At 42.3% G+C, this 19,956-nt stretch carries 17 protein-coding genes, 1 pseudogene and 1 riboswitch; of the genes and pseudogenes, 16 read left to right on the plus strand and 2 right to left on the minus strand.

The annotated features are described in order from the left end of the window. Positions 1-122: 122 nt before the first annotated feature. The 6 genes from H9647_RS08935 (at position 123) to H9647_RS08960 (ending at position 5,990) form a co-directional block, all read left to right on the plus strand. Positions 123-1,673 carry an ABC-F family ATP-binding cassette domain-containing protein gene (locus H9647_RS08935; RefSeq protein ID WP_191799373.1) on the plus strand — a complete coding sequence of 517 codons (1,551 nt, stop codon included), beginning with the start codon at positions 123-125 and terminating at the stop codon, positions 1,671-1,673. Positions 1,674-1,749: 76 nt separating this feature from the next. Then, positions 1,750-1,852, plus strand: a riboswitch (TPP riboswitch). 153 nt (positions 1,853-2,005) lie between these two features. After that, positions 2,006-2,776, plus strand: a complete 771-nt coding sequence (locus tag H9647_RS08940) for a DUF561 domain-containing protein (RefSeq protein ID WP_191799374.1) — start codon at positions 2,006-2,008, stop codon at positions 2,774-2,776. Between the two features lie 22 nt (positions 2,777-2,798). Then, positions 2,799-3,947: a glycine oxidase ThiO gene (thiO, locus tag H9647_RS08945; RefSeq protein WP_191799375.1), complete on the plus strand. Its 1,149-nt coding sequence runs from the start codon at positions 2,799-2,801 to the stop codon at positions 3,945-3,947. After that, on the plus strand, positions 3,944-4,147 hold the full coding sequence (gene thiS, locus H9647_RS08950; RefSeq protein WP_191799376.1) for a sulfur carrier protein ThiS: 204 nt from the start codon (positions 3,944-3,946) through the stop codon (positions 4,145-4,147). Before thiO ends, thiS begins: the two co-directional genes overlap by 4 nt. Positions 4,148-4,149: 2 nt before the next feature. Beyond that, the gene (locus H9647_RS08955; RefSeq protein ID WP_191799473.1) at positions 4,150-4,917 is read left to right on the plus strand and encodes a thiazole synthase; all 768 of its coding nucleotides are present in this window, start codon (positions 4,150-4,152) and stop codon (positions 4,915-4,917) included. Next, positions 4,914-5,990, plus strand: a complete 1,077-nt coding sequence (locus tag H9647_RS08960) for a thiazole biosynthesis adenylyltransferase ThiF (protein WP_191799377.1) — start codon at positions 4,914-4,916, stop codon at positions 5,988-5,990. Before H9647_RS08955 ends, H9647_RS08960 begins: the two co-directional genes overlap by 4 nt. Positions 5,991-6,055: 65 nt before the next feature. Here the strand turns inward: H9647_RS08960 and H9647_RS08965 are convergent, their stop codons facing one another. Continuing rightward, complete coding sequence (locus tag H9647_RS08965; RefSeq protein WP_191799378.1) at positions 6,056-6,700, minus strand: thiamine diphosphokinase; 645 nt, start codon at positions 6,698-6,700, stop codon at positions 6,056-6,058. A gap of 146 nt (positions 6,701-6,846) precedes the next feature. On the opposite strand from H9647_RS08965, the gene H9647_RS08970 reads away from it, so the two are divergent. Continuing rightward, positions 6,847-7,506: a trimeric intracellular cation channel family protein gene (locus H9647_RS08970; protein WP_191799474.1), complete on the plus strand. Its 660-nt coding sequence runs from the start codon at positions 6,847-6,849 to the stop codon at positions 7,504-7,506. A gap of 15 nt (positions 7,507-7,521) precedes the next feature. Then, positions 7,522-7,982, plus strand: a pseudogene (locus H9647_RS08975) (low molecular weight protein-tyrosine-phosphatase). A gap of 89 nt (positions 7,983-8,071) precedes the next feature. Here H9647_RS08975 and H9647_RS08980 read toward each other — a convergent pair. Then, the gene (locus H9647_RS08980) at positions 8,072-8,806 is read right to left on the minus strand and encodes an alpha/beta hydrolase (RefSeq protein ID WP_191799379.1); all 735 of its coding nucleotides are present in this window, start codon (positions 8,804-8,806) and stop codon (positions 8,072-8,074) included. Positions 8,807-9,063: 257 nt separating this feature from the next. Here H9647_RS08980 and pdhA point away from each other — a divergent pair, with 257 nt between their 5' ends. The 8 genes from pdhA to H9647_RS09020 all read left to right on the plus strand — a co-directional run bounded on the left by pdhA (position 9,064) and on the right by H9647_RS09020 (position 19,952). Further along, positions 9,064-10,131, plus strand: coding sequence for a pyruvate dehydrogenase (acetyl-transferring) E1 component subunit alpha (gene pdhA, locus H9647_RS08985; protein ID WP_191799380.1), 1,068 nt, complete (start codon positions 9,064-9,066; stop codon positions 10,129-10,131). A gap of 151 nt (positions 10,132-10,282) precedes the next feature. Beyond that, positions 10,283-11,263, plus strand: a complete 981-nt coding sequence (locus H9647_RS08990; protein ID WP_191799381.1) for an alpha-ketoacid dehydrogenase subunit beta — start codon at positions 10,283-10,285, stop codon at positions 11,261-11,263. A gap of 30 nt (positions 11,264-11,293) precedes the next feature. Beyond that, positions 11,294-12,595, plus strand: coding sequence for a dihydrolipoamide acetyltransferase family protein (locus tag H9647_RS08995; RefSeq protein WP_191799382.1), 1,302 nt, complete (start codon positions 11,294-11,296; stop codon positions 12,593-12,595). A 4-nt stretch (positions 12,596-12,599) separates the two neighbouring features. Then, entirely contained in the window at positions 12,600-14,015 is a 1,416-nt protein-coding gene (gene lpdA / locus H9647_RS09000; protein WP_191799383.1) for a dihydrolipoyl dehydrogenase, read from the plus strand. Positions 14,016-14,215: 200 nt separating this feature from the next. Next, on the plus strand, positions 14,216-15,010 hold the full coding sequence (locus H9647_RS09005; protein WP_191799384.1) for a thymidylate synthase: 795 nt from the start codon (positions 14,216-14,218) through the stop codon (positions 15,008-15,010). A gap of 25 nt (positions 15,011-15,035) precedes the next feature. After that, positions 15,036-15,521 carry a dihydrofolate reductase gene (locus tag H9647_RS09010; RefSeq protein WP_191799385.1) on the plus strand — a complete coding sequence of 162 codons (486 nt, stop codon included), beginning with the start codon at positions 15,036-15,038 and terminating at the stop codon, positions 15,519-15,521. Positions 15,522-15,908: 387 nt separating this feature from the next. Then, positions 15,909-17,396 carry a glutamate synthase subunit beta gene (locus tag H9647_RS09015; protein WP_191799386.1) on the plus strand — a complete coding sequence of 496 codons (1,488 nt, stop codon included), beginning with the start codon at positions 15,909-15,911 and terminating at the stop codon, positions 17,394-17,396. Positions 17,397-17,651: 255 nt separating this feature from the next. Continuing rightward, positions 17,652-19,952, plus strand: coding sequence for a type IA DNA topoisomerase (locus tag H9647_RS09020; protein WP_191799387.1), 2,301 nt, complete (start codon positions 17,652-17,654; stop codon positions 19,950-19,952). Positions 19,953-19,956: the final 4 nt, after the last annotated feature.

Here is a 19,956-nt window from a genome sequence, read left to right on the forward strand (position 1 = left end):
TGGCTTATTAAAACTCCTTGTTTCGGTAGAGCTCTGTCTTGTGCTAATATATCATATTAGAGTGAAATATGAACAAGATAATATAGGCATACTGCCTTACAGATAGGAGCCAATCGCACGATATGAGTTTATTGACTGTTGAAAATGTAAGTCACAATTTTGGAGATCGTACTTTATTTAAGAATGTTTCCTTCCGCCTGCTTGCAGGAGAGCGTGTTGGGATTGTAGGAGCGAATGGGGTCGGCAAATCGACACTCATGAATATTTTAACGGGCAAACTGCTGAAAGACAGCGGAAAAGTGGAGTGGACACCAAAAGTTCGTTACGGTTACTTAGACCAACATACGAAACTAACTCCGGGAAAAACAATTCGTGATGTCTTGAAGGATGCATTTTTACCTTTGCTTGAACTTGAAAAAGAAATGTTGGAAATCACAGAACGAATGAGTGATGCCTCGCCTGAGGAACTTGAGCAATTGCTTGAGGAAATGGGAGAAATTCAGGAGCAGCTGGAAATCGGAGATTTCTACCTCATTGATGTAAAAGTGGAAGAAATGGCGAATGGACTTGGTTTGTCTGCTATTGGACTTGATCGGGATGTATCTGCACTTAGTGGAGGACAACGTACGAAGGTACTCCTCGCAAAATTGCTGCTTGAGAAACCTAATGTTCTACTCTTAGATGAGCCTACTAACTATTTGGATGTAGAGCATATTGAATGGCTTACCCGTTATTTGAATGATTATCCGTACGCGTTCATGCTTATTTCACATGATACGGAATTTATGAACAAGGTTGTTAATGTGATCTACCATTTGGAATTTGCGAAGCTTACACGCTATACGGCAAATTACGAAAAATTCCTTGATATGGCGGATATGAACAAAAACCAGCATATTGATGCTTATGAGAAACAACAGGAATTCATCAAGAAGCAGGAAGACTTTATTCAACGTAATAAAGCGAGATATTCTACGTCAGGCCGAGCGAAGAGCCGTGAGAAACAACTGGATCGTCTGGAACGAATTGATCGCCCAGAAGAAGCTGCGAAGCCTATTTTCGGATTTAAAGAAGCTAGAGCCAGCGGTAAAACCGTATTTGAAGGAATCGATTTTGAAATTGGTTATGACCGCCCACTCCTTCCGAAGATGACGATGACGATTGAGCGTGGGGAAAAAATTGCTATTGTCGGCTGTAATGGTGTAGGTAAATCAACGCTGCTTAAGACAATTCTCGGTAAAATTCCCGCATATAGCGGTAAAACTTACCTTGGTGACTTTTTGTTCCCATCTTATTTTGAACAGGAAGTTCGTCCTGAGAAAATCACACCGATCGATGATGTATGGAACGAGTTTTCCCATCTGAATCAGCATGAAGTACGTGCACACCTTGCTCGCTGCGGTCTTAAAAATGAACACATCACAAGACCTCTAAATATGCTGAGTGGTGGAGAACAGGCTAAAGTACGGCTATGTAAATTAATGATGCGCGAAACGAACTGGATTCTATTTGATGAGCCTACGAATCACTTAGACGTCGTGGCTAAAGAAGAGTTGAAACGTGCGCTAAAAGAATTTAAAGGTACTGTAATCCTTGTATCTCACGAACCTGACTTCTATGAAGATTGGGTAACCAAGATTTGGAATGTGGAGGAATGGTCTCAAGAAGCATAGTTTTATGCTAGTGAGGTTTTTTTTACAAATTTTCTCATCTGTGTTAGAATGAGCACCTGAACGTAACTTTATAACGACGAATCACTAGGGGGGCCGCTTGTCGGCTGAGATGGATATATTCCGGACCCTTTGAACCTGATCTGGTTAGAACCAGCGTAGGGAAGTGGGCTAGCAGACTTGTGCTAGTATGAGTTTTGACGTATTGAACAAAGTATATGGCTAAGTTGATGTGAAAGGGAGAGGAATTCCTTCCTTCTTGCTTTATATCGCTTTAGTGAATACTCATTTTCAATTTCGCCTAACCAAGCCACTCCTTACGAGGAGTGGCTTTTTTGCGTTCAATACAAATGAGTTATCAGCTAGGACAGATTCATACCAATTGTAAACTGCTAGATGAAAGCGTTCGGTATGGTCTCACAGTTGAGTTTGGAAGGGGGATTTGCTTGCCTAGAAAATCGATTGAATTTCATGTGATTTCCTCTCCGCAGATGAATCAAGATTTAGAACCAAGCCGTTTTGCGGAGATTTGGCCGTATATCACTTCATTACACCTTCGGAAGAAGGAGAGTGCTTACGAAGAAATGGAGAAGATCATACACCGATTGCTAGAGCTAAAGATCCCTATGAATAAGTTGACCCTGAACCGTCACAAGGAACTTGCGCTTGCCTACAAAACAGGAGCTCTTCATGTGGGAGTGCAAGAAATAAGCCTGGCTTTGAAAACTACGTTGTACAAAAAAGAAGATGGGGCTGCAGTTTCAACTGAACGACCTATCAGACTTGGTGTCTCTGTCCATTCACTGGAAGAAGCGAAGATAGCTGAACAAGAGGGAGTAGATTATATTTTTCACGGGCATATGTACCCTTCTCATAGTAAACCTGGCATGCCCCCAAAAACACTTTCTTCGCTTCAGGAGATTTGTGAAGTGATTAACCTGCCTGTTATCGCTATTGGTGGAATTACACCTTCGCGGGTTGAAGAACTGATGTGGGCGGGTGCAAGTGGGATTGCCGTAATCTCAGGAGTATTACATTCGGAAGATCCGCTGGAAGCTGTCCATAGATATAGAAAAGAATTAGATAAGTATGGGGATATCAAGTAGCAGGGGATGGAGGGGAAGGTAGTTGACTTTAAACAGATTCAATCAGGAAAAGAAACGAAATTCGGAAGTGCTTGTTATTGGAGGCGGTGTCATCGGATCCGCTATAGCTTACTACTTGTCATGTGATGGAATGGATGTAATGCAGCTCGAAGGTGCTCGTCAGGCAGATGGAGCTTCTGGTCATGCAGCGGGTATGCTTGCAGCAGGGCTTGAACATTTTTCTTCAGAGGAGCTTAGGAAATGGGCGAAGCGCAGCCAGCAGCTTATGGGACCATTAATTGATGATTTAAAGCTACACAGTGAAGTCAATGTAGCCATGAATGATTATGGTTTTGTTGTTCCTTTTTTGGAAGATAAGTATGAAAAATTCTCTAAAATCATAGACCCCGCAAAGCAGGAATACTTATGGGACAAGAGCAAACTCCAAGGTGAAATCCCGTGCATCACGGGGAAAGCAGGAGGTGCTTTATTTTATCCAGAGGAACATCAACTGTTACCAGCCGAGTTAATCAAAGCCTATATCAAAGGTGCACAAAAGAAAGGAGCTGCTTTTATCGATCAATGTTCCGTTTCAAGGCTGTTACTCGAAAATGGACGTGTTACTGGAGTAGAGACGAATCAAGGTATTTATAGAGCAGATAAAGTAGTGGTTGCGACAGGACTTGGCAGTGATGCATTCTTGGGGTCCATCGGTATTGAACTGAATACCTATCCTGTAAAAGGCGAGATGGTAGCTCTATCAATGAATAGCGAAACCTTGCATTATACGATCTATACTCCTGATGTTTACATTGTTCCAAAACCAGATCAAGAAATTTGGATCGGTGCCACGAGTATTCCTTACGGAAATGATAATAAGGTAAGTGCCTCTGCCCTGAATACCCTTTTACATAAAGCAACAGGTTGGATTCCTGATATAAGAGAAGCCTCTTTTCTGCGCACATGGGCAGGCCTAAGGCCACAAACAGTAGATGGATTACCTTACATAGGCGCTTATTCTGAAGTTCAAGGCTTGTATCTTGCTGTAGGTCATTATCGGAATGGGATTTTACTTAGTGCAGTTACAGGAGAGACGATAAGCCGCTTGTTATCTGGAGAAACGGAAGATGAGATCGGTATTAGGTCCTTTTCAGCAAGCCGGATTATAAAGGAGAGGAGGGGAATTCATTGAAACTAAGAGTAAATGGACAGTACATTCAAATAGAAGAGGATCAGTTCACTGTCACAGATTTGCTGGAGTCACTAGACCTTGGTGTAAAGACCGTTGTCATTGAATGTAACGAACAAATTTTGACGAAAGATATGCATTATAGCACATTGCTAAAAGATGGAGACCATATCGAAATTGTACATTTCGTAGGAGGGGGATAATGATGTTAACGATAAGTAAATATAATTTTCATTCTCGGCTATTGCTCGGAACAGGTAAATTTGAGAATCTGGATGTACAAGGAAAGGCGGTTGAAATTTCAGAAACAGAGATTCTTACGTTTGCAGTACGCAGACTCAATTTAGATAAGAAAAATGAACCTCATTTTCTAGATCAGCTCGATCTCATGAAGTATACATTATTGCCTAATACCGCTGGTGCAAAAACCGCCGAGGAAGCTATACGAATTGCAAGGCTCGCGAAAGCTTCAGGTCTATGTGATATGATAAAGGTTGAAGTCACCCAGGATGAACGAACACTTCTTCCTGACCCATTAGAAACGGTAAAAGCATGTGAAATCTTGCTTGCGGAAGGCTTTATCGTCCTTCCGTATATATCGGATGATGTCATTCTTGCAAAAAGACTTGAAAGGATGGGTGTTCATGCGCTTATGCCTGGAGCGTCACCAATCGGTTCTGGACAAGGCATTAACAACCCAAGAGCACTCGAATTCATTATAGAACAAGCGGCTGTCCCTGTTATCATTGACGCAGGAATACGTTCACCTCGCGATGCAGCGTATGCCATGGAACTAGGTGCAGATGCGGTGCTTCTAAATTCAGCAGTATCTGGCGCAGGAAATCCGATCGTGATGGCAGAAGCAATGAAATATGCAGTCTGGGCAGGAAGGAAAGCATACGAGTCCGGGATGATTCCCGTGAAACGGTATGCTGCAGCAAGTAGTCCGCTGGAAGGGATGTTTGAAAATTGAACAAAGAAGTTTCTTCTACTCATAAAAACGAAGAAAAGATAGAAGCTCAGCATCATGAACGATACTCAAGGCAGGAGCTTTTTGCTCCGTTTGGAGCCGAAGGACAGAAGAAATTAATGGACAGTCATGTGCTTATTATCGGTGCGGGTGCACTAGGCACAGGGATCGCAGAGACGCTCGCAAGAGGAGGCGTAGGTCATCTTACGATCGTGGACCGCGATTATGTGGAGTGGTCTAATCTGCAAAGACAGCAGCTGTATAATGAAGATGACGTAAAGCAGAGGCTTCCAAAAGCGGTGGCCGCCCAGAAACGGCTGCAGGCGATTAACTCTGAAATTACCATTGATATTCATGTTATGGATGCAGGGATTGATGAACTAGATGAATTGATCGAGGCTGCAGACTTAGTTATGGATGCGACTGATAATTTTGATACAAGACTCATTATTAACGACCTGGCTGTGAAATATGGCACTCCATGGATTTATGGAGGCTGTGTTGGCAGTTACGGAATTACTTATACTTTTATTCCCGGCAAGACGCCGTGTCTAAATTGTCTGCTAGGGGAAGTTCCGCTTGGCGGGGATACATGTGATACTGCGGGGATCTTACCTCAGACAGTACAGATGGTAACGGCTAATCAGACAATGGAAGCCTTTAAATGGCTGAGTGGGAATGTTGATGCTATGCGTAAAAAGTTATTATCTTTTGATATGTGGCGTAATGAATATACATCGATTGGTGTAGATCGAGCTAAGAATCCAGCATGTCTTTCTTGCGGAGCGAAACGCCAGTATCCTTATTTAAATGCCGCTAATAACGATAGGTCTGAGGTGTTGTGCGGCCGGGATACGGTACAAATACGACCTGCTCGTAAATTAGAGTGGGATCTGGAGCAGGTTGCAGAGCGCCTTCGCAGACTGAATCAAGGCAAGGTAGAAGTTAATCCTTTCTTAATTTCTTTTCAACTTGATGCACAGCGAATGGTTATTTTTAAAGACGGGCGGGTTCTCGTACACGGTACAAAAGATAAGGCAGCAGCAAAAACGTTGTATCATCGCTATTTCGGCTAATTCTTATAAAAATCATTCATAAAAAAACCATTCACGAATGAAGTGAATGGTTTTTTGTTCTGTCATTACTCATCTCTACTCTCAATAACCAGGAGTAAACCTTCTTTTATGGTTATTGTTCCTGTTTCATGTAGCAGCCGATTACTGATCCCAAGAGATTCACCAATAGAGAGTACGGCATCATGAAGTGGATACATAAATCCTTCGAGCGTAATTCCGGTAACCTCATTCGACAGAGGGATGAGTGATACATAAGGAAAATCATTACACTGAACGATATAAACCGAATCGATTAGTGATATACGGTTATGTTGATTTCGGATAGAACATGAAATTTCACGTCTCAGTACCTTAGACATAATCTGAATATTAGCAAGCGTATGATCCATTCTTGTTCCGATTGCACCGTAAATAATAATTTCTTGAGGTTTCATTTTAATTGCATATTCTAAAGCCAATTCAGTATCAGATAAATTCTTGTTAATCGGGTCACAACTAACAAATTGTTTGCTGTTTTGCTGTATTTTACGAAGCTGGTCTTCTGTAACTGAATCAAAGTCCCCTGCAGAGAGATCCGGTGTAATTCCATGCTGGACTAGAAACCATGCACCATAATCAGCACCTATGACAGTATCTCCCGGCTGTATTTCTTTGATATCAGTTTCTTCGAGTGAGCCTCCTGTAAAAATAATTACTCTTTTTGTAGTCATTCTGACACCTTCTTGAATGTGAGTTCATTACTACCCTTGAGTATATATGACATTTTCTTGTTGCACAATCTGCCGAAAGTCTTCTACAATGTAAAAAGTGTGTTAATAAAATGACTTATAAGGTGAGGTTAGAAGCCGCAGTGGATATGAGTGTTTTTGAAGTGTTCAGTATTATAGGAACGATTGCTTTTGCGATGTCGGGAGCTTTTGTTGCCATGGAGGAAGATTACGATATCTTAGGAATTGTGGTACTCGGATTGGTGACGGCCTTTGGCGGGGGGGTAATCCGGAACGTTCTTATCGGAGTTCCTGTTACAACGCTCTGGAGTCAGGGCACCTTAATTATGCTTGCACTTATTTCTATTGCGATTGCTTTTGTGCTGCCTATTCCGTGGATTGGTCATTGGAAAAAAACAGAGATGTTTTTTGATGCCATTGGGTTATCTGCTTTTGCTATTCAGGGTGCGCTTTATGCTACAAAAATGAATCACCCGATCAGCGCGGTTATAGTGGCAGGGGTTCTGACTGGTATTGGCGGAGGTATTATTAGAGATTTGCTCGCAGGACGGAAACCGATGGTCTTAAGAGATGAAATTTATGCGGTGTGGGCAATCATGGCGGGACTTCTTATTGGTCTGGGTATGACGAACAGTACAACGAGTCTGCTCATTCTTTTTACAGTAGTTGTTATGCTGAGAATGCTATCTGTGCACTATAAATGGAAGTTGCCTAGAAGATCTCTAAGACCAAGTGAAGAAGTGATATTAGAGGCTGGTGCTAACAACCATCAAACGAAAAGTTTGTAAGGGGAGGAGAGAGATATGATACACGTTTTGTTTGTTTGTTTAGGTAACATATGCAGGTCGCCTATGGCGGAGGCGGTACTGCGGCATAAAATTGCAGCTCGTCATTTGGATGGTAAAATAGTAGTGGATTCTGCAGGCACGGGGATTGGCATATCGGTAAACCTCCTCACGAAGGAACAAGCTCATTACTAACTTCCAAAGGCATCACTTATGAAGGGATGACCGCGAGACAAGTGATAGAAGAAGACTTTGTTAATTTTGATTATATTATCTGTATGGATGATTCAAACGAACTCAATCTTCGCAAACTACGGGGCGCGGAAAATGCCAAGATTATTAAGTTTATGGATCTGCTTCCTGATGAGCAGGTTAGAGAAGTACCGGATCCTTATTACACGGGCAATTTCGATGAAGTGTACCGGCTTATTGATCTTGGGACGGAAGTATTGTTGAAGCAAATTATAGAAGAAAATTAGCATAAAAAAGCCGGCTCTGTGAGCCGGCTAATATTATAATTTTAATGAAAGCGATATCATTAGGTCGATATGAGTTGTTATACCTGTAATCAACCTTTATTGAGGAAGTGCATCAATGCATCCGGCAATTCATTTTGCCAGAAACCCCATTGATGCTTACCGTCTTTTTCAGCATAAGTTACCGCAGCACCGCGATCTTCTAGAAGTTTGCGAGTTTTTCGGTTGAGGTCTACAAAGTCATATACGCCTGTATCGGCTTCGAAATCTCTTTCTTGGAGTCCGACAATCATCCAAACTTCAAGTGAGGACAAGTCGGTTGCTTTCGCGTAAATGTCTTGGGATTCTTCATAAAAAGCACCAGACATACTGATGACTTTGCTAAATAGGTCTGGATACATCAAGGCCAAGTGCAGCGATACACTTCCACCAAGCGAATCGCCAGCCAGAATACGTTCGTCTTTAGAGCGGCGAACAGGATATTTTGCTTCGATAAAAGGAATAACCTCTTCTGCAAAAGCAGAAGTGTACTTATCAAACAGGTTGCCAAAGGGAGCGTATTCCTGCGTTCTAACTTTCACATTAACTTCGACGCCGACGATAATAAAAGGTTCAATGCCTTCATCGAGTATAAGACGGTTAGCCGTTGTAGCGATCCGACCGAAGTTAAAAAACTCTTCGCCGTCTTGACAGTAAACGACAGGATAACTTAATAATTCATTGTAACCAGGCGGGAGATAAATGCGAAGATTACGTGTTTCATTCAAAAATTGACTGAACATTTCTTCTTTTAAAATCGTTCTTTTTAAATAGCGAGAATCCGTCATGATTGGTCACCTTTTTCGTCTGTTTTTGCAATCATCTTAACAATAAGATAAGATTAAACGTAAGTGCTTACGTTGTACAAGCAATGGTTTTAGCATGAAGCTGTTATACCATTTTGTATCACCTGTTATACAAACAAAAAAAGACTGAAGTTAAAAAAATCAACGTTTATCTTTGACGTATGTACCAAGACAGGTGTATAATAATTCTATAACAGCGGAACTTGATATTCAAATTTTTTGTTGAGGTGAAGAAAAAAATGAGCAAGGTTCCTTACGAAGTATATACAGAGGAAGTAGAAGCTCTTACTGTATTGTCTCCAGACGGTGAAATCGTTAATAAAGAGATGATGCCAGAGCTTTCCGATGATCAATTGAAAGAAATTATGTACCGTATGGTATTTACGCGTACTTGGGATGATCGCGCAGTTAACCTGGGCCGCCAAGGACGTCTTGGATTCTACGCACCAGTATCTGGTCAAGAAGCTTCCATGATCGGTAGTGAGTTTGCACTTGAGAAAGAAGACTATGTAGTACCGGGTTACCGTGATATTCCGCAACTCGTATGGCACGGACTTCCACTTTATCAAGCATTCTTGTATTCCCGCGGACACCAACACGGTGGACAAATTCCAGAAGGCGTAAACGTAATGATGCCGCAAATCATCATTGGTGCACAAATTCTGCACGCAATGGGTATTGCAATGGGCTTCAAATTGAAAAACCAAAAGAATGTTGCAATCACTTATACAGGTGATGGCGGTTCTTCTGAAGGTGACTTCTACGAAGGTCTTAACTATGCAGGCCGTTTCAAACTGCCGGTTATTTTCTTTGTACAAAACAATGGTTATGCCATTACAACACCTTTCGCGAAACAAACAGCTGCTCTGTCTATCGCACATAAAGCAGTTGCTGCAGGTATCAAAGGCATTCAAGTTGATGGAATGGACGTTTTCGCAGTAATCGCCGCTGTTAGAGAAGCTGCTGAACGTGCTCGCAACGGAGAAGGCGCAACTTTGATCGAAGCTTTGACATATCGTTACCGTCCACACTCCTTGTCTGACGATGCTTCTAAATATCGTACAAAAGACGAAGAAGGCGAATGGAATGAAAAAGATCCAATCAATCGTCTTGCTAAGTACCTTGAGAAAAAAGGTCTTTGGACTGAAGAAGATACAGCTCGCGTGAAAGATGAAGCGAAAGCGAAAGTGAACGAAGAAATCAAACGCGCTGAGAAAACAGAAAAAATGACAATCTCTGGTCTGATCGACAGTATGTTCGAACACACACCAAAACATATGGAAGAACAAAAAGCAGATTTCGAATAATTTCGAAATTCGGTAAAGGCTTTTTATAGAAGTGTTTGCCACAGAATTTGTGGCTGAACCCTGATCCTTGTAACTGCTTGTACATATCAAGCTGACAAAGGTCGCTGGGTGGTCATAGGAACTGTTAAATGTTTAAGGAGGAAATGAAGCAATGGCACAAATGAACATGAAAGAAGCGATTCGCGATGCAATGCGCGTAGAGCTCAAACGCGACCCGAATGTCCTGGTTTTCGGTGAAGACGTGGGTAATGTTGGCGGTGTATTCCGTGCGACTGAAGGTCTTCAAAAAGAATTTGGCGAAGAGCGTGTATTCGATACACCGCTTGCTGAGTCTGCGATCGGCGGTCTTGCAGTAGGTCTTGGTGTTACAGGTTTCCGTCCTGTTGCTGAAATTCAATTTGTAGGATTTATCTTTGAGGCACTTGACCAAATTGCGGTTCAAGCTGCACGTATGCGTTTCCGTTCAGGCGGTCGTTACAACTCCCCAATCGTGTTCCGTACACCTTTTGGCGGCGGCGTAAAAGCAGCTGAACTTCACACAGATTCTCTGGAAGGTTTGCTAACGCAAACTCCGGGTATTAAAGTAGTAGTCCCTTCTAACCCTTATGATGCAAAAGGTCTTTTGATCGCATCTATTCGTGATAACGATCCTGTATTCTTTATGGAGCATTTGAACCTTTACCATGCGTTCCGTGCTGAAGTACCTGAAGAAGATTATGTGGTTGAACTTGGTAAAGCAAATGTTGTACGCGAAGGTTCTGATGTAACGATCATTACTTACGGTATGATGGTTCACACTTCTGTGAAAGCTGCAGAAGAACTGGAAAAAACAAAAGGTATTAAAGTAGAAGTTATCGATCTGCGTACAATTAGCCCAATCGATATCGATACGATCTTGGCATCTGTGAAGAAAACAAACCGCGCAATCGTGGTTCAAGAAGCACAAAAGAGTTCTGGCGTAGCTGCTGAAGTCATTGCACAAATCAATGAAAAAGCAATTCTACACTTGGAAGCTCCTGTTCTTCGTGTTGCGGGTCCAGATACAATATATCCATTTGCGCAAATCGAAGACGCTTGGCTTCCTACACCTAATCGCATCATTGCAGCTGTGAACAAAGTACTCGAATTTTAATTAGGGATTTAAACTAGGGAGGTAATACAAGTGGCTAAATTTAATTATAAATTCCCTGAACTTGGGGAAGGTCTTCACGAAGGCGAAATCATCAAAATGCACATCAAACCAGGTGATAAAGTTACTGACGACGATATCATCATGGAAGTTCAAAACGACAAGGCAGTCGTAGAAGTACCTTGCCCTGTTAACGGTACAGTTACAGAAGTATTCGCTAAAGACGGAGACATCTTTAACGTTGGCGCAATTGTAGCGGTAATTGATGCTGAAGGCGAAATTCCTGAGCAAGACGAAGAAGAAGCTTCTCAAGAAGCAAATGCAGCACAAGGTGGAGCCGACACTACAGATTCCCCTGCTAGCAGCAGCCCAAGTGAAGCAAAAGAAGGCGGAGAAAAAGGTGTTTCCACAGCTTCTAGCAAAGAAGTTTTGGCAACTCCTAGCGTTCGTAAATTTGCTCGTGAGCAAGGTGTGGATATCTCTGAAGTTACGGGAACTGGCAACAACGGTAAAGTAACGAAAGAAGATGTAGAAGCATTCAAAAATGGCGGCGGTAAAGCAGCAGCAGCTCCTGCCAAAGAAGAAACTGCACCAGCAAGTGCTCCTGCAGCAAGCGCTGGCGTTAGCACTCGTGCAGAAGAAGAGCGTGTTCCATTCAAAGGAATCCGTAAAGCTATTTCTAACGCAATGGTTAAATCTGCTTACACAGCACCTCACGTTACAATCATGGACGAAGTTGATGTAACTGAACTTGTTGCATTCCGTACTCGCATGAAACCGATCGCTGAGAAAAAAGGTACAAAAGTAACTTACTTGCCATTTATCGTGAAAGCACTCGTTGCAGCAACTCGTGAGTTCCCTGTAATGAACGCAATGATCGATGAGCAATCTAATGAAATTGTATACAAAAAATACTACAACATCGGTATCGCTACAGATACAGACAACGGACTTATTGTTCCAGTAATTCATGATGCAGATCGTAAGAGCATCTGGATGATTGCTGATAGCATCCGTGATCTAGCTGCACGTGGTCGTGAGGGTAAATTGTCTGCTAACGAAATGAAAGGCAGCACAATTTCTATCTCTAACATCGGTTCTGCAGGCGGTATGTTCTTCACTCCGATCATCAACTTCCCAGAAGTTGCTATCCTCGGAACTGGACGTATTAGTGAAAAAGCAATCATTAGAGATGGTGAAGTAGTAGCAGCTCCAGTAATGGCTCTGTCTCTAAGCTTTGACCACCGTATCATCGATGGTGCTACAGCACAAAACTTTATGAACTATATTAAATCCCTTCTCGCTAATCCCGAGTTGCTGGTAATGGAGGTATAATAATATGGTAGTAGGCGACGCTTCTCTCGATATTGACACTCTAGTCATTGGTGCAGGCCCTGGTGGTTATGTAGCAGCAATTCGTGCGGCTCAGCTTGGTCAACAAGTTTTGATCGTTGATAAATCAGAACTCGGCGGTGTTTGTTTGAACCGTGGTTGTATTCCTTCCAAAGCATTGATCTCAGCAGCTCATGCTTTCGAGAATGCAAAACACGCTGATCAATTCGGCGTAACTGCAGAAAACGTAAAAGTGGACTTTGCAAAAACTCAAGAATTCAAAAACGGTGTTGTTAAAAAGATGACTGGCGGCGTTAGCGCTCTTCTTAAAGGCAACAAAGTTGAAGTATTCAACGGTGAGTGCATGTTCATTAATGAAAACGAAGCGCGTGTATTCAACGATCATGAATCTCCGCGTTACCGTTTCAAAAATGCAATTATTGCTACAGGTTCCCGTCCAATTGAACTGAAACCTTTCCCATTTGGCGGACGCATTCTGTCTTCTACAGAAGCTTTGAACCTGCAAGAAGTACCAGCTAGCATGATCGTTATCGGCGGCGGCTATATCGGTGCTGAGCTTGGTCAAATGTACTCCAAATTCGGAACCAAAGTAACCATTATCGAAGGTATGGATACTGTTCTTCCTGGATTTGATAAAGACATGACTTCGCTAGTTGCGAAAAACATGAAGAAAACAGGCATCGAAATCGTAACAAACGCAAAAGCAGAATCTGCTGAGCAAACAGATAAAGATGTAACTGTTAAATATAGCGTTAACGGCGAAAGCAAAGAAGTTACTGCAGAATACCTGCTTGTAACGGTTGGACGTCGTCCTAACACAGATGGTGAGCTTGGTCTTGACCTGATCGGTGTTGAAACTGACGAGCGTGGTTTTGTTAAAGTTGATAACCAAGGCCGCACAAACCACAAACACATCTTCGCAATTGGTGATATCGTAGCAGGTCTTGCACTTGCACATAAAGCTTCTTACGAAGGTAAAGTAGCAGCTGAAGCGATTGCTGGAATGCCTTCCGTAGTGGATTACAAAGTAATGCCAGCGGTAGTATTTACAGATCCTGAATGCTCCAGCGTTGGTTACACTGAAAAAGAAGCGAAAGAAAAAGGATATAAAGTTAAATCCGGTAAATTCTCTTACGCAGGTAACGGTCGTGCCGTTTCCCTTGGACATCCTGAAGGTTTCGTGAAGCTTGTTGCTGAAGAAGACACAGGAATCGTACTGGGCGGACAAATCGTTGGTCTGGAAGCTTCTAACTTGATCGCTGAAATTGGTCTTGCTATCGAAATGGGTGCTACCCTTGAAGATATCGCATTGACAATTCATGCGCATCCAACACTTGGTGAAATCGTGGCAGAAGCATCCGAAGTGGTTTTGGGACATCCAATCCACACAATGGTTCGCTAATCTCTTACGAGTTTAAGTAATTCATTTAAACAGCATAGTTTGCTTTGGAGGCAAGAGGCGGTCATTCGTCTTCTTTGCCTCTTTTTTTTGCTGAAACGAAAGTGGTTCACGCGTTCACGTGGGAAAATTGTGATAATATGAAGAAGTAATCATTATGTTTTAAAGGAACAAGGTTATAAAGGAAAGGGGTTTGTCTTAAAGTGAAAGACTATCAGGAACTACTTCAAGATATTATGGAGAATGGTGTTAAAAAAGAAGATCGTACCGGTACAGGAACGATTTCTGTATTTGGCCGTCAAATGAGATTTGACCTATCAAAAGGATTTCCGCTCGTGACAACGAAGCGTATTCATTTAAAATCAGTCGTTCATGAACTGTTATGGTTCTTAAGCGGTGAGACGAATATAAGATATCTTAAAGAGAATGGTGTGCGTATTTGGGATGAATGGGCAGATGAGAACGGTGATTTGGGACCGGTCTATGGTTCTCAGTGGAGAACGTGGAAAACACCTGAGGGCACATTTATCGATCAAATCTCGAATGTTATTGATTCCATTAAAAATAACCCGGATTCACGGCGTCATATTGTAAGCGCGTGGAATGTGGCAGAAATCGATAACATGAAATTGCCTCCATGTCATTTTGTATTTCAGTTTTATGTAGCAGGAGGAAAGTTGTCCTGTATGCTAACGATGCGTTCCGTAGATACATTCCTAGGGTTGCCTTTTAATATTGCAAGCTATGCTTTATTAACTCATATGGTAGCTCAGCAGTGTGGTTTAGAGCCGGGTGACTTTGTTTGGTCCGGTGGAGATGTGCACATTTATATGAACCACTTGGAGCAGGTAGAGACACTTTTATCCCGCGAACCATATGATCTTCCTAAACTCGTAATCCACCGGAAGCCGGAGTCTATTTTTGATTATAAATATGAAGATTTCGAATTTGTAGATTATAAGTATCATCCGACGATTAAAGCACCGGTTTCTGTATAATTCTATTATTTATGGAGGTGAGCTAATGAGCATAAGCATGATCTGGGCCATGAGCAAAAACGGAGTAATCGGAAAAAATAACGGCATGCCTTGGCGACTTCCTAAGGATATGGCTTTTTTTAAGGAACAAACAACAGGACATACCGTCATCATGGGACGAAAAACATGGGAATCCTTTAACGGTAAACCGCTTCCTAACCGCAAGAATGTGATCCTCACTCGTAAAGAACAAACCTTTGATGGGGCTGATGTGATCCATTCCGTTGAGGAAGGGATAGAGATGGCGAAAGAACAGCCACTATTTATCATCGGAGGAGCAACCGTATATACCGCTTTTATGCCTTATGCTGATCGATTGATCGTTACCAAAATTAATGAGACTTTCGACGGAGACACTTTTATGGATGATGTGGATTTGGAACAATGGAAGCTGGTTGAAGAGATCCCTGGGGAAAAAGATGAGAAAAATCCATATGAATATACCTTTCAATTTTATGATAGACGTTCTTAATCTTGGCCTTTTAAGGTTCTTAGCCTTGTAGAGGTACAAAACACCCATTTTATTTTGTGTTTACCATTATAAAAACTATCTATCATGTTATGTGAACGAAATGCAGAATAATACAAATTATTATTCTCAAAATCCATTTAATATCTGTGATTCTGAATGCTAATATAGTTGAAATGTCAGCACTTGCAGGAATACTCAAGCCATTTATGATGGGTCTCTAGTGTGAATGCACTCGAATGTTGTATTACTTAAAGTACAAATTTTTATTTTTGTGATACAATAATCGAAAAATTATACATGAACTGTCAACTATAGTGCTATTGTTCGGATTTCAGCATGAATAGCTCGATAATGTTGGGCAGATGAAAATGGATGGGGGAACGTAACATGTCTACACCAACTGGATTTATGGAGTACAAAAGACAACTTCCGGCGGATAGACGGCCAGAGGATCGTATTAAAGATTGGGAAGAGTTTCATAAACATATGTCAGAGGAAGAGCTTAGAACTCAAGGTGCCCGCTGTATGGATTGTGGAACTCCCTATTGTCATGCCGGGATCGATATGATCGGCGGAACATCCGGTTGTCCGGTTCATAACTTAATTCCGGAGTGGAACAATTTGGTGTATCGTGGACTTTGGAGAGAAGCACTTGACAGGTTGCATAAAACGAACAATTTCCCTGAATTTACAGGCCGCGTTTGCCCAGCTCCTTGCGAAGGTTCATGTACAGTTGGCCTCATCAGCCAGCCGGTTACGATCAAGACGATTGAAGAAGCAATTATTGAAAAAGGTTTTGAGGAAGGATGGGTAGTTCCGAATCCTCCTGAAAAGCGTACAGATAAACGAATCGCTATAGTAGGCTCTGGGCCGGCTGGACTCGCAGCTGCCGCACAACTCAACAAAGCAGGTCATAATGTCACTGTCTATGAGCGTGCTGACCGTATCGGCGGTCTGCTAACGTACGGTATTCCTAGCATGAAACTGGACAAAGGAGTAGTCCAGCGCCGAGTAGATCTGCTTGCAGCAGAAGGAATTACCTTTGTAACGAATACAGAGATCGGTAAAGATATTTCATCGGAAGAACTGGTTAATCAGTATGATGCAGTTGTCCTTTGCGGCGGAGCAACAAAACCTCGTGAATTTAACATTGAAGGCAGTCAGCTGAACGGAGTTCACTATGCTATGGATTTTCTGAATGGAACGATCAAAAGCTTGCTGGATACAGGACTTGAAGATGGAAATTACATTTCGGCAGAAGGCAAAAAAGTGATCGTCATTGGCGGAGGAGATACCGGTTCTGACTGTGTTGCAACTTCGCTGCGTCATGGGGCAAAAAGTGTAACTCAATTTGGTACGCATGAAAAAGCACCATTGGAACGCGATCCCCTCATGAACCCTTGGCCGCAATTCCCGAATGTATATACACTCGATTATGCTCAGGAAGAAGCAAAAGCACTTTTTGGAAATGACCCTCGTGAATTCTCGATCATGACCACAAAATTTGTAGGTGACGAGGATGGAAATCTAAAGGAACTTCATACAATTCAAATTCAGCGGATTGTCGATGAGACCGGTCGCAAAATCTATAGACCGATCGAAGGAACCGAAAAAGTATTTGAAGCAGATATCGCACTCATCGCGATCGGTTTTGATGGACCAGAGCAAACGATTCCTCAGCAACTGGGTCTTGAAACAGATCGCCGTTCAAATGTGAAAGCGCGTTATGGCAAATACAACACAAATGTAGATAAAGTATTTGCAGCTGGCGATATGAGACGTGGTCAAAGCCTCGTTGTATGGGCAATTAATGAAGGACGCGAAGCGGCTCGGGAAGTGGATAAATATTTGATGGGATCCACCGTTCTTGTATAAGAAAAAAATTGTGATTGCACTTATATAGTTAAAAATAAAATATAGAGAGTCTCTTAGAGAAGTTCACTTTTCTAAGAGACTCTTTTTTATTACTATCGATTTAAAAGAATGGCTGAATCCAGCTACTGCGTGGTAGAACTTACGAAACCACAATTTTTCTGTTATAATGAGGTCTACTTAGAAGCAAGGAGCTTCCGTCATTACTTGAGGGGAGCTCCTTTTCGCTTCGCTAGGGCTACAGGGAGGAACGGACGCATGAAAACGCTGATTATCGCGGAAAAACCTGATATGGGACGCACTATAGCGGCGGTCGTTGAACCGCGTGCCAAAAACAATCGTACGTATCTTGAAGGCGAAAAATATATTATAACTTGGGCTATTGGTCATCTACTGGGGCTTGCACAGCCAGAAGCTTATGATAATAAATATAAACGGTGGAGTATTGATGATTTACCGATCATTCCAGACCGATTCAAGATTACACCTAATCCAAGAACAAAAGACCAACTGAAAACCATTGGAGAGCTTTCGCGCAAAGCAGATCTGATTATTAATGCTTGTGATGCGGGGAGAGAAGGACAGTACATTTTTGATCTGATCCAGCAACAATTGAAGCTGAGTCAACCTGTCAAACGATTATGGATTTCGGATTTGACTCCTGAGAGTATTAAAAAAGGGTTCGAACAGTTACATGATGCTTCGGAATTTGAACATTTAACAGAAGCTGCACGAGCACGCAGTGAAGCGGACTGGCTGATTGGCATGAATGCATCCAGAGCATTTACGACAAGACATAATACACTTCTTTCCGTAGGAAGAGTACAAACCCCTGTACTTGCTCTAATCTATGACCGGGAAAAAGAGATAGAAGCTTTCGATTCTCTGACTTATTTCGAGGTGTCCGCTTTATTTGAGCAGGAATCTACAGATTATCAGGGTATATGGCAAGGTGAGCGATTAACTTCTGCTGAGAAAGCGCAAGAGATTGCGGATAAAGTAAAGGGCAAAACAGGGAAAATCGCAAAATATGATGTGAAAAATTCGAAAGAGTATCCTTATAAATTGTATGATCTGACTCTATTACAAAGAGAAGCGAATGCGAAATTTGGATATCCAGCGAAGAAAACACTCGATATAGCACAAGCCTTATATGAAAAACATAAAGTCATTTCTTATCCAAGAACCAATTCAAACTATGTTACGGAACAGAATATAGATGGTATGCAAAAAACACTGCAGTTGTTAAAACATACACCTTATGCCGATTTAGCAGAGAAAGCAAATCCTTCCCTTGTACACAAGGGAAATAAAAGTGTATGCAATCCGCAGAGAGTGGAAGATCACCATGCGATTTTGCCAACGCTGAAGAAGCCAGGAACACTTAGCAAAGATGAAGGACAGATCTATGATTTGGTTGTGCGCCGGTTCTTATCACACTTTTATCCGCCTGCAGAATATAAACTGCATACCGTATATACCGAAGTGGAAGGTCATACATTTAAGACGAACGTCAAAGAACTGCTTTCTTTAGGTTGGAAAGTGGTGCAGCCTCCAGAAGACAATCAGGCGAAAAAACGCAAGATAAAAAAGGGTGGGGAAGAGGAAGAACCCGAAGAACTAATTTCGGTTCCTTTTCAGGTTAACCCCGATCTGCCTGTTCAGTGCACAAAGAGTGAGATGAAGGAGAAACAGACGAATCCGCCTAAAAGTTATACAGAAGGTACCTTGCTAAGGGCAATGGAAAGTGCGGGTAAGCAGATAGAGAATGAGGAGCTTCGAGATGCCATGAAAGATGCGGGCCTCGGAACACCAGCAACGCGAGCGGCTACGATTGAACGGCTTAAGCAAGTCGGTTATATTACGATGCAAGGCAAGAAGATGCTGGTTACTCAAAAAGGGAAAATGGCCATCGAACTCATTCGAAGTGCAGGTGTCGATTTGTTAGCTTCTCCGGAAATGACCGGACAATGGGAACGCAGACTGAGTCAGATCTCTAAAGGAGAAGCTGCACAAGATAAATTTATGGAGAACGTGAAGCGATTTACGATATCAATTATTGAAAAAGTTCGGGTTCAGAAACCAGCTCCAAAAGATGCGTTTGGTGATGAGGATACATCTAGTAAAGGGAAGAAGGCAGCGGGAACTCGGACGAAGAATCGGGCGAGCACACCAGCTGGGCAGCCTCGCTCTCAACATAGTACAAGCCCCGGTACTCGTACTGCGAATGGATCAGTAGCAACAACCAGTACAAACCGTACAGGAACTGCTACAAACGTGCGTACCGCACTGGGCTCTTGTCCTCGCTTAGGATGCGGAGGGCAGATTATTGAAGGACGTAAAGGATATGGATGCAGCCATTTCAAGCAAGGATGCGGTTTTGTCATATGGAAAGAATACGCTGGAAAACAAATCTCCCAAAAAATGCTAGAATCTTTACTGAATAAGGGGAAAACGCAGGTTTTATCTTTTAAAGATAGCAGGGGAACTGTAACCAAGGCGAAAATTACACTGAATGATCCGGTGACCGGCAAGTTATCACTTGAACCGCAAGAGTAAGTAT

This window comes from Paenibacillus gallinarum, from assembly GCF_014836635.1.
Classification (GTDB): domain Bacteria; phylum Bacillota; class Bacilli; order Paenibacillales; family Paenibacillaceae; genus Paenibacillus; species Paenibacillus gallinarum.

What these genes read in the sequence shown, in the direction of transcription:
- H9647_RS08935 (WP_191799373.1), top strand. Translation starts at nt 123, where the DNA reads ATGAGTTTATTGACTGTTGAAAATGTAAGTCACAATTTTGGAGATCGT.
- H9647_RS09015 (WP_191799386.1), top strand. Translation starts at nt 15,909, where the DNA reads ATGTCTACACCAACTGGATTTATGGAGTACAAAAGACAACTTCCGGCG.
- H9647_RS08980 (WP_191799379.1), bottom strand. Translation starts at nt 8,806, where the DNA reads ATGACGGATTCTCGCTATTTAAAAAGAACGATTTTAAAAGAAGAAATG.
- H9647_RS08955 (WP_191799473.1), top strand. Translation starts at nt 4,150, where the DNA reads ATGTTAACGATAAGTAAATATAATTTTCATTCTCGGCTATTGCTCGGA.
- H9647_RS09020 (WP_191799387.1), top strand. Translation starts at nt 17,652, where the DNA reads ATGAAAACGCTGATTATCGCGGAAAAACCTGATATGGGACGCACTATA.
- H9647_RS08990 (WP_191799381.1), top strand. Translation starts at nt 10,283, where the DNA reads ATGGCACAAATGAACATGAAAGAAGCGATTCGCGATGCAATGCGCGTA.
- H9647_RS08965 (WP_191799378.1), bottom strand. Translation starts at nt 6,700, where the DNA reads ATGACTACAAAAAGAGTAATTATTTTTACAGGAGGCTCACTCGAAGAA.
- H9647_RS09010 (WP_191799385.1), top strand. Translation starts at nt 15,036, where the DNA reads ATGAGCATAAGCATGATCTGGGCCATGAGCAAAAACGGAGTAATCGGA.
- pdhA (WP_191799380.1), top strand. Translation starts at nt 9,064, where the DNA reads ATGAGCAAGGTTCCTTACGAAGTATATACAGAGGAAGTAGAAGCTCTT.
- H9647_RS08970 (WP_191799474.1), top strand. Translation starts at nt 6,847, where the DNA reads ATGAGTGTTTTTGAAGTGTTCAGTATTATAGGAACGATTGCTTTTGCG.
- lpdA (WP_191799383.1), top strand. Translation starts at nt 12,600, where the DNA reads ATGGTAGTAGGCGACGCTTCTCTCGATATTGACACTCTAGTCATTGGT.